At 49.2% G+C, this 15952-nt stretch carries 15 protein-coding genes and 1 other RNA gene; 4 read left to right on the forward strand and 12 right to left on the reverse strand.

The annotated features are described in order from the left end of the window. Window positions 1–31 precede the first annotated feature (31 nt). On the forward strand, window positions 32–640 hold the full coding sequence (locus AC2D8L_RS09260; RefSeq protein WP_484685198.1) for a LysE family translocator: 609 nt from the start codon (window positions 32–34) through the stop codon (window positions 638–640). On the opposite strand, the gene recR is transcribed toward AC2D8L_RS09260, so the two are convergent. From recR to AC2D8L_RS09285, 5 genes are all read right to left on the reverse strand, one after another. Then, window positions 637–1245, reverse strand: a complete 609-nt coding sequence (gene recR, locus AC2D8L_RS09265) for a recombination mediator RecR (RefSeq protein WP_484685199.1) — start codon at window positions 1243–1245, stop codon at window positions 637–639. The two genes, AC2D8L_RS09260 and recR, sit on opposite strands and share 4 nt — an antisense overlap. Before the next feature lie 19 nt (window positions 1246–1264). Next, window positions 1265–1588, reverse strand: coding sequence for a YbaB/EbfC family nucleoid-associated protein (locus AC2D8L_RS09270; protein WP_484685200.1), 324 nt, complete (start codon window positions 1586–1588; stop codon window positions 1265–1267). Beyond that, window positions 1585–3330 (reverse strand): DNA polymerase III subunit gamma/tau, encoded by a 1746-nt coding sequence (locus tag AC2D8L_RS09275; RefSeq protein ID WP_484685201.1) that lies wholly within the window; start codon window positions 3328–3330, stop codon window positions 1585–1587. The genes AC2D8L_RS09270 and AC2D8L_RS09275 overlap by 4 nt, the downstream gene beginning before the upstream one ends. Window positions 3331–3416: 86 nt before the next feature. Further along, window positions 3417–3512, reverse strand: an RNA gene (gene ffs, locus AC2D8L_RS09280) — signal recognition particle sRNA small type. 95 nt (window positions 3513–3607) lie between these two features. Beyond that, window positions 3608–4432, reverse strand: coding sequence for a prephenate dehydratase (locus AC2D8L_RS09285; protein WP_484685202.1), 825 nt, complete (start codon window positions 4430–4432; stop codon window positions 3608–3610). Between the two features lie 313 nt (window positions 4433–4745). Here AC2D8L_RS09285 and AC2D8L_RS09290 point away from each other — a divergent pair, with 313 nt between their 5' ends. Next, a complete protein-coding gene (locus AC2D8L_RS09290; RefSeq protein ID WP_484685203.1) occupies window positions 4746–5300 on the forward strand; it encodes a c-type cytochrome in 555 nt (184 codons plus the stop codon). A gap of 87 nt (window positions 5301–5387) precedes the next feature. Next, window positions 5388–6332, forward strand: a complete 945-nt coding sequence (locus AC2D8L_RS09295) for a 2-hydroxyacid dehydrogenase (protein WP_484685204.1) — start codon at window positions 5388–5390, stop codon at window positions 6330–6332. A 24-nt stretch (window positions 6333–6356) separates the two neighbouring features. On the opposite strand, the gene AC2D8L_RS09300 is transcribed toward AC2D8L_RS09295, so the two are convergent. Further along, window positions 6357–7700 (reverse strand): leucyl aminopeptidase family protein, encoded by a 1344-nt coding sequence (locus tag AC2D8L_RS09300; protein ID WP_484685205.1) that lies wholly within the window; start codon window positions 7698–7700, stop codon window positions 6357–6359. Between the two features lie 168 nt (window positions 7701–7868). Here AC2D8L_RS09300 and AC2D8L_RS09305 point away from each other — a divergent pair, with 168 nt between their 5' ends. Continuing rightward, the gene (locus AC2D8L_RS09305) at window positions 7869–8645 is read left to right on the forward strand and encodes a tetratricopeptide repeat protein (RefSeq protein ID WP_484685206.1); all 777 of its coding nucleotides are present in this window, start codon (window positions 7869–7871) and stop codon (window positions 8643–8645) included. Window positions 8646–8767: 122 nt separating this feature from the next. Here AC2D8L_RS09305 and AC2D8L_RS09310 read toward each other — a convergent pair whose 3' ends face one another. Genes AC2D8L_RS09310 through cpaB form a run of 6 tightly spaced genes read right to left on the reverse strand, consistent with a single transcriptional unit; the run spans window position 8768 to window position 15918 of the window. Further along, complete coding sequence (locus AC2D8L_RS09310; protein WP_484685207.1) at window positions 8768–9733, reverse strand: type II secretion system F family protein; 966 nt, start codon at window positions 9731–9733, stop codon at window positions 8768–8770. A gap of 27 nt (window positions 9734–9760) precedes the next feature. After that, on the reverse strand, window positions 9761–10741 hold the full coding sequence (locus tag AC2D8L_RS09315; protein ID WP_484685208.1) for a type II secretion system F family protein: 981 nt from the start codon (window positions 10739–10741) through the stop codon (window positions 9761–9763). Between the two features lie 3 nt (window positions 10742–10744). Further along, entirely contained in the window at window positions 10745–12244 is a 1500-nt protein-coding gene (locus AC2D8L_RS09320) for a TadA family conjugal transfer-associated ATPase (protein ID WP_484685209.1), read from the reverse strand. A gap of 24 nt (window positions 12245–12268) precedes the next feature. Continuing rightward, the gene (locus tag AC2D8L_RS09325) at window positions 12269–13528 is read right to left on the reverse strand and encodes a CpaE/TadZ family protein (RefSeq protein WP_484685210.1); all 1260 of its coding nucleotides are present in this window, start codon (window positions 13526–13528) and stop codon (window positions 12269–12271) included. Window positions 13529–13558: 30 nt separating this feature from the next. After that, window positions 13559–14986, reverse strand: coding sequence for a type II and III secretion system protein family protein (locus tag AC2D8L_RS09330; protein WP_484685211.1), 1428 nt, complete (start codon window positions 14984–14986; stop codon window positions 13559–13561). Window positions 14987–14997: 11 nt separating this feature from the next. Beyond that, complete coding sequence (gene cpaB / locus AC2D8L_RS09335) at window positions 14998–15918, reverse strand: Flp pilus assembly protein CpaB (protein WP_484685212.1); 921 nt, start codon at window positions 15916–15918, stop codon at window positions 14998–15000. Window positions 15919–15952 lie beyond the last annotated feature (34 nt).

Below are 15952 nucleotides of genomic sequence, written 5' to 3' on the forward strand. Positions count from 1 at the left end.
ACTATATCTACAAGCTAGTGAGGCTATCTAGATGTCGTACGTTTTACCGCTAATTCTGTTTCTAATTCCGTTGGCATTTTCACCGGGACCCGGAAACCTGTTCTTTGCGGCGCTAGCCGCTCGATTTGGCGCAGCAGCCAGCATTCCTGCGCTTGCAGGCTATCATGTCGGCACGATGGGTATCACATTTTTGGTTGGGTTGGGATTTGAGATCGGCACTTCCAACAATGAAGGCTTCACGAAGCTACTCGCATCAGTTGGGGCAATCTATGTCCTATATTTGGCCTTCAAACTCGCCACATCAAAAATCTCAAATACGCCAGATGTGAAGAATGTGCCGAGCTTTATGGACGGATTTTTGCTTTTAGCATTCAACCCAAAAGCCTATGTGATCATTGCCCTGCTGTTCACACAATTCCCAACAGCAAGATTACTACCTGAGAATCCAATGTTAGCGAACCTGATGATTTCGAGCTTCTTCACCATCCACAATCTGTTTGCTTTTATCGTCTGGATCTTGATCAGCGACAGGTTGGCAAAAGGCTTCAGATCTCCGGAGAACTTTCAACGGATGAACTGGTTGTTTGGCGGCATGCTTGGAATTGTTGCGGTTTGGCTGTTCGTTACGAACTGGACTTAGAAGTCTGTTCTGGCGCTAAGGGCTTGGGTCAACGTACCTTCATCCAGATAGTCGAGTTCCCCACCAACCGGCACGCCATGGGCCAAACGGGTAATTTTGACGTTTAGGCCTTCAAGCCTGTCCGTCACATAATGGGCTGTGGTTTGTCCATCAACCGTTGCGTTAACTGCAAGAACGACTTCGCGCACATCGCCTTTACTCACGCGATCGACGAGCGGCGCGATGTTCAAATCTTCAGGTCCAACCCCATCAAGCGGCGAAAGTGTGCCGCCAAGCACATGGTAAAGCGACTTGTTTGCACCAGCGCGTTCCAATGCCCAAAGATCAGCGACATCCTCAACAACGATCAGAAGCCCGGCGGCCAAGCGACGGGGGTCGGTGCAGATATTACAAGGAGACTTTGTGTCCACATTGCCGCATTGTACACAGGTCACAACCGTGTCGACAGCACGATCAAGTGCCGAGGCAAGCGGCACCATGAGCGTGTCTTTTTTCTTGATTAAGTGCAGTACCGCGCGGCGCGCAGAACGTGGCCCCAGCCCCGGCAATCTTGCCAAGAGCTGAATGAGTTGCTCAATTTCGGGGCCACCGTTTTGATTGTTCATCTATAGACCATATCTTGCCTTAAAACGGCAATTTCATGCCCGGAGGAATGGGCAGACCGGCTGTCATTTCCTGCATTTTGGTCTGGCTGATTTCTTCAGCCTTCTTGCGCGCATCAGCATGGGCGGCGATAAGCAAATCTTCCAAAATCTCGGCTTCTTCTTCCTTTAGGAGAGAAGGATCAATTTTGACACCACGCATATCGCCCTTGCCTGTCAAGGTGACCGTAACCATGCCAGCACCAGCAGCGCCTTCGACTTCAGTCGCCTCCAGCTCAGCCTGCATTTCGCCCATTTTGGCTTGCATTTCCTGAGCTTTCTTCATCATGCCCATCATGTCTTTCATTGATCTGTTCCTTCATCATCTTGACCATTTTCCAGCCATTGTTCGACTGGCGGCTCATTGTCTGTAAGTGATTTCTCGTTGACCAAACGCGCACCCGGAAAAGCTTCCAAAATTGCTTTAACCGATGGGTCCTGCATCGCTTTTTCGCGCTGTTCTTCAGCTTCGCGGTCTTTTTGCTGGCGGATCGTGTTGGTGGCTTTTTGCTTTGAAATTGTGACCATCCAAGGCTGGTTGGTCCACTCTTTCAATTTTTGCGACAATTGCTGGGCAACACTTGGGTCCGCGTCTGGCGTCAATGCAATTTCAATGCGCCCATCAGCAATTGAAACAGGGCTTACATGGGCTTCCAAAGCATGTTTGAGAATAAGCTCACGCCGCTCGCCGCTCAAAGCCACAATCGCTTCAAAGCCATCCAACTTCATTGTCGGCACAGGCGAGGCAGAGGCCTTTGGCGCATGATTGACGCTCACCGCCTGCAATTGTCCGCCATTTGCCGCCTGTTGTACGGCACCGCCGCCTCCGCCACCAGATGGACGGGATGGTGGTGCACTGTTGCCGGATGGTGCACTCGTTGCACCGGCTGGCATATTCTCTAGCTTCTTGATCAACTCGTCAGGCGAGGGCAAATCGGCAGCATAGGCAAGCCGGATCAGCACCATTTCTGCGGCCTGAATAGCATCATGGGCATTATTGATTTCTTGAATGCCCTTATTCAAAATCTGCCAAGTGCGCGATAGAACCCGAATGTTGAGTTTACCTGCCATTTCCTTGCCACGGGTCTTTTCGTCAGGCGTCAAAACCGGGTCTTTATCGGCGCCAGGCACAACTTTTAGGCGTGTCACAAGATGTGTTGTGGCTGCAAGGTCAGTAACGATGGTCGCCGCATCTGCGCCAGCATCATATTGATGGCGCAATTGTTCTAGCGCGCCAGCCGCATCGCCCTTCATCAAGGTCTCGAATAGGTCAAGGGTCAATGCCCGATCTGCGAGCCCCAACATCTGACGTACAGTTTCGGCTTTTATGTCGCCACCCGAATGGGCAATTGCTTGGTCAAGCAAAGACAGGTTGTCCCGCACTGACCCTTCGCCTGCGCGGATGACAAGTTGGAGTGCATCAGGCTCAAAAGTGATGCCTTCTTTTTCCAGAATGCCGCCCAAATAGTCTGCCAAGGTTTCCGGCCCAACACGGCGCAGATCGAAACGCTGACAACGGGAAAGAATGGTGATCGGCACTTTGCGAATTTCGGTGGTCGCAAATATAAACTTCACATATGGGGGTGGTTCTTCAAGCGTTTTCAGCAGCCCATTAAAGGCCGCTTTTGAAAGCATATGCACTTCATCGATGATAAAGACTTTATAGGGGGCAGAAACGGGTCCGTAGCGCACACTGTCGATAATCTCGCGAATATCATCGATACCCGTGTGCGAAGCGGCATCCATCTCGATAATATCGACATGACGGCTTTCAATGATCGCGCGACAATGTTTGCCTTCAACATCCAAATCCAGCGAAGGATGCGCGCCACTATCATCTTCAAAATTCAATGCGCGTGCCAAAATTCGCGCGGTAGTTGTTTTACCAACGCCGCGCACGCCGGTCAGCATAAAGGCATGGGCGATGCGGTTCGACGTAAACGCATTTTGCAGCGTCTGCACCATGGCTTCTTGGCCGATGAATGTGGAAAAACTTTCAGGGCGGTATTTGCGGGCAAGTACCAAATAAGATTCTTGTTTGTCCGCCAATTTTTGCTCCGCCATTTGAATGAGAAATACGAGCGCTATTTGACACCGATTCTAATCTGATGTCCTAATTTTTTGCGCTAAGCAAAGGCAGAAGGCTGGCAACGACCCGTTCCAAACTCGTTAGGGCTGCTTCCTTCCGGACCTGACCCAGTTGGCGAGCGGTTCGTCCGCACCAACCTTCCAACGCGATATATCGGTTATCTTTAGCTAGATTGCAAGAGCTTGATTGGATTTTGAACATGACCAACGCCACCCAGTGCCCATCACCCGTCGCGATCTAGCTTTTCTTTGACGGATAGACACCCAAAACATTGATGTAGTCTGTGAAGAACTCTAGCTCTTCCATCGCAAAGCGCACCCCGCGATCGTCTGGATGGCCTTCAATATCCGCATAAAACTGCGTCGCAGTGAAATTGCCGTCCACCATATAGCTTTCTAGCTTTGTCATATTGATCCCGTTCGTCGCAAAACCACCCATTGCTTTATATAAGGCAGCGGGAACGTTGCGCACGCGGAAAACAAAGGTAGTTTTAATGTCCGGCGTGCTCGCCTCAACTTTAAGCATTTCGCGCGACATGATCAAAAAACGTGTTGTGTTGTGGTCTTCGTCTTCGATATCTTCAGCCAAGAGATCAAGACCGTAGATTTCACCCGCCAATTTCGAAGCGATCGCGGCGCGGCGCTTGTCATTATGTTCTGCAACTTCGCGAGCTGACCCTGCGGTATCCACTGCGTTGATGGCAAGCAAATCGTGGTCGCGAATGAACTTGCGGCATTGGCCCAGCGCTACTGAGAGGCTTTGCACTTCCTCAACTTCGCCCAGTTTCGTACCTTTGATGCCAAGCAGACACATATTCACGCGGTGATAATGCTCACCGATGATTTTTAGCCCGCTTTCGGGCAAAATGTGGTGGATATCTGTAATTCGGCCGTAAAGTGAATTTTCCACAGGCACCATCGCATAGTCTGCATCACCATTTTGCACAGCGGCAATTGTGTTTTCAAAAGTTACGCATGGCAAAGCCTCATCATCGGGAAATACAGCATTGACCGCCGCGTGTCCGAATGCACCTTTTTCGCCCTGAAATGCCACTTTTAACATGATGTAAACCTTGATCTATCTTTGAATTGTGCAGCGCAATATCAACAAGCGTTGGTTAAGAGTCAATGCGCTAAACTGACGGCTAAATTGGGACGGCAAAACGCGTCACAACGACAAAATTTGGTAATCTGCAGGCTCAAATGTCGCAGATTGCATGTAGGGAGTTGCGCCATGCGAGCCTAATATATAAGGTCCGCGCGCGAATAGCTGGTTTCGTAAATCACTTGCGGGAATCAGTTTGGTTTGGATAGTGGTATTCAAGCAATGCAAATTTGCCATCGGAATTGGGGCGATGGCGTGGAGAAGACATAAAATGAATTCGATTGACCTGCAGAAAATTTTTGGCGCGGTTCTAGGCACGTTTTTGTTCATCATGGGCGTAGGCTTTTTGGCAGAGGCTGCGTATCACACTGAACCCGGCGCCGGCGGTGGTTACACACTTGAAGCTGAAGCCGATGGGCATGGCGGCGACGCTGGTGGCGAAACGGCAGAAGAAGTTGTTTCAATTGCCGCGCTTTTGGTGGGCGCAGATGCAGCCAAAGGCGAAAAAGTATTTAAAAAGTGTTCAGCATGTCACACAGCTGAAGCAGGTGGGGCAAACAAAGTCGGTCCAGCACTTTACGGTATCGTTGACCGAGCAATGGCCGCAGTTGAAGGTTTTGGCTATTCGGACGTTTTGGTTGACTATAAGGGTGTAGGCAAAATTTGGACATATGCCGATCTGAATGACTTTTTGGTTAAGCCAAAAGATTATGCACCGGGTACTAAGATGAGCTTTGCCGGTTTGAAAAAAGATGCCGACCGGGCAAATCTCTTGGCCTATCTGCAGACATTGTCAGATACCCCTGTTGCATTCCCAACAGAGTAAGCGAACCAATTCCGCTTTAAGCGGTTAGACGAATAAAAAAGGTCGTTCCATAAATGGCGCGGCCTTTTCTTTTTCTTGGAGATTTTCATGACCCTGTTGATGCACCTGGCTGATGTCAGCGAACAAGAATGGGCGAACGCTTTTCGCGCGGCATTGCCTAACCACAAGGTTGTGACCCGAGCGGACGATTATGATCCAGAAGACATCAAGTACATTTACATCTGGAAACCCGAAGATGATGCGTTTGATGGGCTTGAAAATCTTGAAGTGATATTTTCATTGGGCGCAGGTGTCGACGGCATCGTCAAGCATCCACGGCTGCCAGCCGGCGTTCCAATCGTGCGTTTTGTCGATGACGAGCTTACCCAGTGTATGACCGATTATGTCGTAACGAATGTCGGCATGCATCACCGACAAACTACCCGTTACTTGCGTGAACAAAAAGCTAGGGCTTGGGATCAATATTATCCCGAACGCGCCTCTACCATTAATGTGGGCATTATGGGGCTTGGTCAGTTGGGCAAGGACGCGGCCGAAAAGCTCAGCCATTTGGGGTACAATGTAGCCGGTTGGTCACGCAGTCCGAAAAACATCGCTGGCATAGAGGAATTTTCAGGTGCAGACCGGTTTGATGCTTTTTTGAACCGGACCGATATCTTGGTTTGCCTGTTGCCCTTCACACCACAAACTCAAGATATTTTGTGCATGGACAATTTCAAAAAACTGCGGCGCGGACATTTGCCGGGCGGTCCTGCTATTGTCAATGCGGCGCGCGGCGGACATCAGAATGAAGATGATATTGCCGTCGCGCTGCAAGACGGCACACTTGGGGCTGCCAGCTTAGATGTCTTTAAGACGGAGCCCCTGCCCCAAGACAGTGCATTGTGGGCGCTCGACAATTGCTACATCACGCCCCATATCGCCGCGATCTCAGGCACTGATGCTGGCGTCAAACTGGTTACGGCGCAGATCGCAAGATATGAAAAATCTGGCGAATTGTTACATATTGTAGATGTGTCGCGCGGCTATTAAACCACGCGACTGATTGTCATAGCTTTAGCTTTTGGGGAACCGCTTTTTGAGCGCCAAATAAGCTGCACGCTGTCCTTGCTCAGTGCCGCCCAAAGGACGACCGGGGCGTAGTTTATCTGCCCAGGCCATCATATCGATATGGCTCCAGATTTTGGCGTTCTTGACAAACCTTCTTAGGAATAACGCCGCTGTGATCGAACCGGCGAAGCCTCCGGCAGAAATGTGATTTACGTCGGCAATGGAAGAAGAGAGCATATCATCATAATTGTTCCACAATGGCAGTTGCCACAATGGATCGGACGAAGGCACGCCTTCGGTCATAAGTTCACTAGCAAAGCTGTCGTCAGTTGAGAACAATGCGGCAAGTTCCGTACCGACCGCTACACGGGCCGCGCCGGTCAGCGTCGCCATATCAATAATGATTTCTGGACTTTCCTCATCCGCCAGACTGAGCGCATCAGCCAGCACTAGGCGACCTTCAGCATCCGTGTTACCAATTTCCACACTCATACCGTTGCGCGAGGGCAGAATGTCACCGGGTCGGAAAGCTGAGCCAGAGATAGCATTTTCAACAACTGGAATAAGCACCCGAAGCCGAACAGGCAGTTTTGCGCTCATGATGGAATGGGCAAGACCCAAAATATTGGCCGAACCGCCCATATCCTTCTTCATCAAAAGCATGCCTGCGGCTGGCTTGATATCCAATCCACCGCTATCAAAGATCACGCCTTTGCCGACCAATGTGACCTTTGGCGCATCTTCATTTCCCCATGTAAAGTCCAGCAGGCGCGGCGCCTGGGCCGAAGCGCGACCAACAGCATGGATCATTGGGTAATTCTGCTTCAGCAAGTCGTCTCCAACAACTGATTTCACATCGGCGCCGTGCTTTTTAGCGAACTCGCGAATGTATGTCTCGTAATTGTCCGGTCCCAAGTCATTGGCAGGCCGATTGATGAGATCCCGGGCGATTTCAGCTGATTCTGCCATGATCGAGACTTGTGCACTATCCGCACCAGAAAGTTTTCCAAGCGAAACAGAGGCGTTGCTTTTCTTAAAATTATTGAATTGGTAGGCGCCCAGACGAAATCCTAGCGCTGCAATTTCTGGGTTGTCGAATTCGCCAACAAGATCAAATTCACCGTCTGTCAATTTGCTCGCTGCAAGCCCGGTGACCATGGGGTGCGATTTGCCCTTTTCCCCCATGCCAAAAACATACTGATCGATACTACCATTATTAGAAGGCACAGCGAGCAAGCTACCGGCCTTTCCTTCAAATTCGTTGGCCTTTAGCCACGCCCGTTGCGTTTGTGTAAGTGTCGCCAATTGGCTCTGATCGCCTTGCCAGACGCATGTGATGGATTTGGTCATAATATCCCGTTTTGTCTTTGTTGTTTGGTAACAGAGTTATCGCTGATTTCAGCGATTTGCAAATGGTTCAACCAAAGCAACTTTAACGCCCTGTTAGGGTTAATGATTTATTGAATTTGTAAGCCTTTTTGGATTGGCTTGCGTCTAGTTGGAGAGAATTTGAACCAAATGTTTCGCTCATCTCACCTGAAAAATCTGCGCGTACTGGCCCTCGCCGGTGTTGCAGCAATTGCCTTAAACGCATGTGCTGCCAGCAGGGGCGGAAGTGCCATTCGGACGCCGGATTTTTCTGGCATGACGCAAGCGCAAAAGCTTGGTGCTGTCCAAGACTTGGGCCAAAAATATCAACAGAACCCTCGCGATGTAAGGATCACTGTATATTATGCAGCGGCTCTTCGTTCTGCAGGACAAGCTGGACAAGCGGTATCGGTGCTCGAAAAAGCACGGCTCAACAATCCTAAAGACCGAGATATTGCTCTGGCCTATGCAAAAGCATTGGCTTCTAGCGGACGGTTCCAGCAAGCGTTGAACATCATCGATGCGACAATTCGCATTGAGTCCCCGCATTGGAATGTACTGAGCGTCAAAGGCGCCATCCTTGATCAGATGGGGCAAAACACGCAAGCACGTGCCCTTTATGCCCAAGCGCTCGTATCAGCGCCAAATGAGGCTTCAATATATGCTAATATGGGTCTGTCCTATGCGATGACAGGCGACCTAGCCAAAGCGGAAAACAGTCTTAAACGTGCAACGACCCTGCCTGGCGCAACAGGCAAAATACGACAGAACCTTGCCCTAGTGATTGGCTTACAAGGTCGGTTTGACGAGGCTCGTGGCATCTATGCGCAAGAGCTTGAACCAGCTGCGGTTGAAAGCAACATGGCTTACATTCGCGCGCTGTTGACCCAACAGAATAAATGGGACCTTATCAAAGGTAAGAAGTAGCTCGTCGATCTAAATCGGTGCGCCACATTTTCTGTTTTGATTTCAGAAAATCATTGCGTCTTGGCAAAGTACAAAACTCAAATCCTATTCACCCTGACCGTTTCTAGATACCGTCTTTTCATTCAACTGAAGGCTGTGAGCAAGGCGGGTGTCATAATCATAATGAACAAAACTGGCAAGAAGAACAAAATGAGCGGCACTGTTAGCTTAGGCGGCAATGCTGCAGCCTTTTGTTCGGCCGCCATCATGCGCATCTCACGGCCTTCCTCGGCCATTACACGCAGTGAGCTACCCACAGACGTACCATATTTGTCGGACTGAATTAGTGCGGTCATCACATTTTTCACAATGTCCAACCCAGTTCGGTCAGATAGATTTTCAAACGCACGCGCTCGACGATCCAAGAATGATAACTCCGCCGTTGTAAGTGTGAGTTCCTCGCCAAGTTCTGGGCTTTGAATCGCAATCTCGTTGGCCACGCGATTAAATGCATGCTCAATCGACATGCCACTTTCCACGCACAACAATAAGAGATCCAAACAGTCCGACCATGCAGACTTAATGGACTGTTGGCGCTTGGTGGTTTGGTTTTTCAACAAGATGACTGGTAGGTAAGAAGAGACAATACCTACGCCAACAGCATAGGTTAGAGATAGATATAACGGCCCATCTTTGTTGAAGATGAAAATGAAGTAAAACGCAGCTAAAACTGTCATGCCGAGTGGGACAACAAACCTCAAAAACACAAATGTCGTCACGGCCGTTGGCCCCCGATACCCTGCTCTTGCAAGTTTTTTCGCGGTTTGCTCATCAGCAAACGCCTTCTTTAAGTCGAACCGCTCAACGATTTTAGTAACAGTTTCAGAAGACTCTTTTTTTCGACGCGCGTTCTTGTCTTCGCCCCGCAATCTCGAAATTTCATCGACCCGCAGCCGTTCCCGCTCAATTGCAACCTTTTTGATACGCGACTTTACATCTTTTTTGTCGCTGAATTGCATGCCAAACGTAAACACAATTGCTGCGGCAGAAATTGCAGCTAGGGTTGCAACAATGAAATCCGGATTTGTGACAGTGCTTACAATACTCATAGAGCTGTTCGTTTCAAAGTTTTGAATTTAATAGTCAAATTGGATCATCTTGTTCATTACAAAGACCCCGAAAGCCATCATGCCCGCCGCAATCCCCAAATACATGTTTCCAGTCGGCGTCGTGAACAAGGGCAACATATAGGTTGGACTGACCACAGAAATGAGGGCCGACACAACAAACGGCAATGAACCAATAATGCCAGCTGAGGCCTTTGCTTCGGACGAAACGGCTTTCACCTTTGCTTTCATCTTTTTTCGGTTGCGCAATACCGTCGCAAGGTTGTTCAAGGCTTCAGATAGATTGCCACCTGATTGTTGCTGCACCGTGATAACAACCACGAAAAAGTTCACTTCTGCAATTGGTATACGTTCAAACAAAATTGGCACGGCTTCGGCCATGTTCTTACCAACAGCCTGTTGCTCCACAAGACGTGTAAACTCTGTTTTAACGGGTTCTTTTGCTTCACTGGCGACCAGGCGCATTGACTCGTTCAACGGCATACCAGACTGAATACCCCTAACAATAGAATCCACTGCATTCGGAAATTCATCGAGGAACTTTGCTTGATATTTACGCGTACGTCGCTTTACGTACCACATTGGCACCACATAAGTGCCGGCCGCACCAAAGACAATCGCGAATAGTATTGGAACACCTGTCAGCCAAGCAACGACAAACACTAAACTGCCGAATATCACCGCATTGCGCCAAAACGCCCCAACAGAAATCCGCATGCCTGCATGGGCAAGCTTCTTCTTTAACGAAGGTCGCTTGTTCTTCTTATTCGTGTCATTTTGCTCATCAAGAATGTCTTGAAGAGACTTACGACGGTCGGTGAGCCGCTTCTGCGGATCGTTGCGACCTTTCCGACTATTCGTACGTTCTCCCGCAGAAAGTGCTTTGATGCGTTTGTCTGCCCGTCCTCCACCGGACATGCCCGGTGCAAACGCCAAACCCACCGCACCGAGCGCGAAAACAGAAAGCAAAATAAGAACAAGCGGTGACATGATTTAAGCAGCCCCCGCATCAGTTGCATTTGCTCGTTCAAGTGCCTCAACGAGGTTCAACTCTTCGCCATAATAGCGTGCACGCTCAGCGAATTTTGGTTTTGTAATGCCGGTTGATCTATGACGACCAATCAAATCGCCATTCGCATCTTCGCCGACAATGTCGTAGAGGAAAATGTCTTGGGTCACGATAATGTCACCCTCCATTCCCATAATTTCGGAAACATGAGTAATCCGACGAGACCCATCGCGTAAACGCGCGGCCTGCACCACCACATCAATAGACGAAACAATCATTTCCCGAATGGTGCGGGAAGGAAGTGAATATCCTCCCATGGTGATCATGGATTCCAACCGAGAAAGCGCTTCACGGGGTGAGTTTGCGTGCAACGTACCCATGGAACCATCGTGGCCTGTATTCATCGCCTGCAACAAGTCAAATGCCTCAGGTCCACGAACCTCACCCACAATGATGCGTTCTGGACGCATCCGCAAACAGTTCTTCACCAGATCGCGCATCGTGATTTCACCCTCACCCTCTAGATTTGGTGGGCGAGTTTCCAATCTTACGACATGGGGCTGTTGAAGCTGAAGTTCAGCACTATCTTCACAAGTAATAATGCGTTCATCTGGTTCGATGTAAGCGGTTAAACAATTCAGTAATGTCGTCTTACCCGAGCCAGTACCGCCTGAAATCAATATGTTGGCCCGCACTTTGCCCAAAATCTGCAGGATCTCTGCGCCATCTGGCGAGATCGAGCCAAAGCTTGTGAGCTGATCAAGGGTCAACTTGTCTTTCTTAAACTTCCGGATGGTGAGCGAAGCACCATCGATCGCCAATGGTGGCCCGATCACATTCACACGAGACCCATCAGGCAGACGCGCATCACAAATCGGGCTCGATTCATCAACACGACGGCCGACTTGGCTTACAATTCGCTGACACACATTCATCAAATGCGCATTGTCGCGGAATTGGACATTCGTCAGACGAACCTTGCCGTCCACCTCGATATAGGTGCGAACGGCGCCATTGACCATGATATCTGCGATGTCATCTCTGGCTAGTAGCGGTTCAAGTGGGCCATATCCCAAAACGTCATTACAAATATCTTCAAGCAAATCCTCTTGCTCAGAGATCGACATCACAATGGATTTCAGCGCAATAATTTCGGAAACAATGTCGCGAATTTCTTCGCGTGCTGACTCAATCTCCATGGTTGCCAATTGGCTCAGATCAATAGAGTCGATCAGAGCATTGAAAACCGAAGACTTGGTTTTGTAATATTCAGAATCTGCGCCACGATTTTTGATGTCACCGTCTACGTCCAAGACCTGCTCGGTTCTTGGTTTGGCTTTGGGCGCTTTTTGCGCGGGTACTGCAGGCTTCTGCAATTTTGGCGGGGCAGCGCGCTCTACCGCAGGCTCTGGCTTCGCCGGTGCTGCCGCTTTCGGCGCTGCGCCATTCGTATTTCCGCCAAAACTAGTGCGTTTCCCAAACATAATTACCCTAACTCAAAGTCAAATTTACGCGAGCTTTAGTTTCTTCAACAATTCTGGCAAAACACCGCCTCTAGCGGCGCCTGCCTGCTCATCCCGGCCTGTGGTTTTCATCGCAAGCCTGTTAAAAGTGTCATTAATCTTATGCGATGCACTGATCTCTGCGATCATTTGCCCATTATTGGCAGCAGATCCGAAAAGCGCGGGTTCAAACGAGATTTCAGCGAAGCACTCCGCATCGATGGACGCCGCAAATTCATTTGTCGCAATTTCAGGTCGTTTTGGAACGCCAACTTTGTTCAAAACCAACAATGGCTCAGCCTCACCTTGGCGTAGCTCTTTTAGCTTGTCCAACATGGTCTTTGCATTTCTTAGATTTGCGAGGTCAGGTTCTGCGACCAAAACAATTTCGTCTACTGTGGAAAGTGTGTGGCGCACCCATGCATTCCAAGTGTGTGGCAAGTCGAGCACGACGATGGGGATATTCTTCTGGCAAATTTCGACGATCTGCTCAAACGAACGTTCTTCGAAATCATAGTCCCGATCAAGTGTACCTGGAGCCGTCAGCAAATTCACATGATTTGCACATTTGGACATCAAGCGTTCAACAACCACATCATCGACGCCGTCAGCCGAGAATACGGCATCGGCCAATCCATGTGGTGGCTCCTGATTGTAGTTTAACCCTGCGGTCCCAAACGGTAAGTCCATGTCCAAAATCAACACATCGCGACGGACAGCCTGTGAAATTGCCCAGGCCGTGTTGTGGGCAACTGTAGAGGATCCCGCGCCACCTTTGGTCGACAAAAATGCAATGGTGCGGCCGATTGGTTCAGATGAATCCGATGCAAATTGCTCTGATATTGTATCCACCAGGCTTGCACTTGCGATGGGCATAACAAGATATTCAGAGACGCCAAATCGAATGAGTTTTCGATATAATTCGACATCGTTTGCATGGCCGACGACGACGACTTTGGTCGACGCGTCACAAACGCCCGCCAAAGTTTCCAACGCCGTCAAAAGTTCGTCACCCGGCAATGAGGACTCCAACACGATTAAGTTTGGCGTTGGATTGACCCTGTAGATCTCGATAGCTGCGTTTATGCCACCATTATGGGTGGTCAACGCCACCTTGTTCATTCGACGATCAGCGACCGCTTGTTCCACCATCTGGGCAGTTTTGGCGTTCTCGCAGAAAGCTTGAATGGTAATGTGCGGCACCAAGCGTGCACCGGTCATCGCGGCACTTTCCTGTCCACTCAGATCATCATTGTGATCACTCATCTTAATACTCCAAATTCAATCTGTGCACGCTTAATCAAGTACAAAGCCAACTGAGCCTTGTAGGTCGCCATTTTCTTTGTTGCCAACGCCATACATTTTTTCCATATGGCCAAGGAAATTGGCTGCAGCATCGTCTGCAAACTCAAACTTGTCTGTTGGCAAGTCAAAATCATGTTTTTGCCCAGCAGAAGCTAAATATGGTGTGACCAAAATCAGCAATTCAGTTTGAGAACGAATAAAGTCACGAGACCTAAACAATGTTCCCAAAATCGGAATTTTGCCCAAGCCTGGTACTTCGTTGAATTGCTGACGTTGTTTGTCTTCGATCAAGCCAGCTAACGCCAACGTTGAACCAGACGGCATTTTCACAGACGTTTTTGCTTTGCGGTTTTTGGTCGCCGGAATGTTGACCGTCCCAACAGTAAACCCACCTTCAGCGTTCAATTCAGAAACTGAAGTTTCCACTTCAAGAGAAATGATGCCACCGGTGTGAACAACAGGCTTGAAATTCAGTTTTACTCCAAACTCCTTGAACTCATAAGCGATCTCGCCATCTTTGAAACTAACCGGAACTGGGAACTCACCGCCTGCCAAAAACTCGGCTTCAGCACCCGACAAAGCAGTCAGGTTTGGTTCTGCCAATGTGCGCAAGGCACCGCGGCGTTCCAGCGCTTTGATCGTCGCATCAATTGCTAAATTACCAAGAGAAAAACCTGAAGTAACCGTGTTTGGTGCAACCAGTCCGGAAACTCCACCAAGGCTGTTACCCGTTATCAGTTTCGTAGAGAGGCCACCAACCGTCAATGAACCACCTAGGTTGATACCCAATTGCTTCACAGTATCACGTTGAACCTCGGCAATTGTCACCTTGAGCATGACTTGTTGTGCGCCGTCGACGTCAATCACGCTTGTTACAAATGCTGGGTCTTCAGCGAATTTTCCGGCAATTTCCAATGCACGATTGACATCGTCCGCACTCGATGCCTTGCCGGATAGCACAAGGCGCCCATCAAAGTTCTCAACGTTAATGTTGCTCGTTGGAATTAACCGCTTTATCGTGCTTTCAAGCCCCTTGCTTGATTGACGAACTACAACATCAACTACAGCGATGGGTGTCCCATTATCATTTAAAAACAATATATTAGCTTCACCTAAACTAACACTTTGAATTATGGCGCGTCGCTTGGATCGCATAATTCCGCTTACGACTGTCGGGTTTGACACAATCATCTCTTTTACATTGAGCGGAAGCTCAATAATGAGAGACTTATTTTGCCCCAATTCTACGCGGTGCTCCTTGCCTACCTGACTGCGTGAAATCCTGAGCTGCCCGGCCGCGGCATAGGCTTGTGGGATCATTGCACCAAGAATTGCCAACAAAACGCTAACCAACATCATCCAACGCGTCATCGCATTCAGGTCAAATTGCCGGTTTGCAACAGAAACAAATTTTGCCATCGAGTTTACTCCTATTGCTGTTGTGGTGGTGACTGACCATCATCGACATACGTTCCCGAATTTCCTTGAGGAAGTGCGCTTGAGGTCTGGCTGAAAATTGGTTGAGCAGCGTTCAGTACGACGGTTGTATCAGCCGTTGGGGAAACACTTGTTCTAGACGATGTTGACCTTCCCGCTTTGATAAATTGAACGGTGGAGTCGTTGCTGAGAGCATCAGTTGCTGGGCCATCCGCAAAATCCACTATCGAACGCAGGGTCAGGGACAGTTCGCCAATTTTCAATGCATTCACAATTGTTTCAGCTTGTACCGGCGTTAACTCCAATGTCGCAATGGTATCCGCTTCAAATACAACTTCCTCATTGGGGTTCTCACCTGTCAGACCTTTTTCACCGATACGCGGTCCGATCGCCAATACTCGAGCATTGGTCAGCACAGTTTGAGAAACTTCTCCAAACTCTGAGGGCTGAGTAACAATGACATCGACCCGATCGTTTGGAACAATAAAGCCACCTGCGCCAGATTCTGCAGATACCGTAATCGAGACGCCGCGCATGCCTTGCCCAATCACTGCTGACAAGTATCCTTGATCAGATCGCACCAATTTGGCTTCCCGAACAGGTTCACCAACAAAAATCTCAAAACGCGCAACAACCCCGTCAAGCTGACTAATTGCATCGGGGAGGGCCTTGTCAGTCACGAACTCTGACCGAATGCCGTCTTCCGGCCAAACTTGCCAACTAAGCATGTCAGCGTTCAAACGTTCACCAATACCGATTGTTCTGTTGGCGACCAGAACTTTTGTCTGTTCGACAAAAGGCGCAGCAACTTGTTCAGGAGCCGGACTAGAAGATCGACTATTTAAGGCAAAAAATGCGGCTAGTCCGCCTGCAATCAAAGCTACTGCTAGTAAAAGAATACGCGCCGGTTTCATTACACTCATACCCCGGTTGAAACACAATAATGCG

The organism is Maritalea sp. YIW29, from assembly GCF_057219265.1.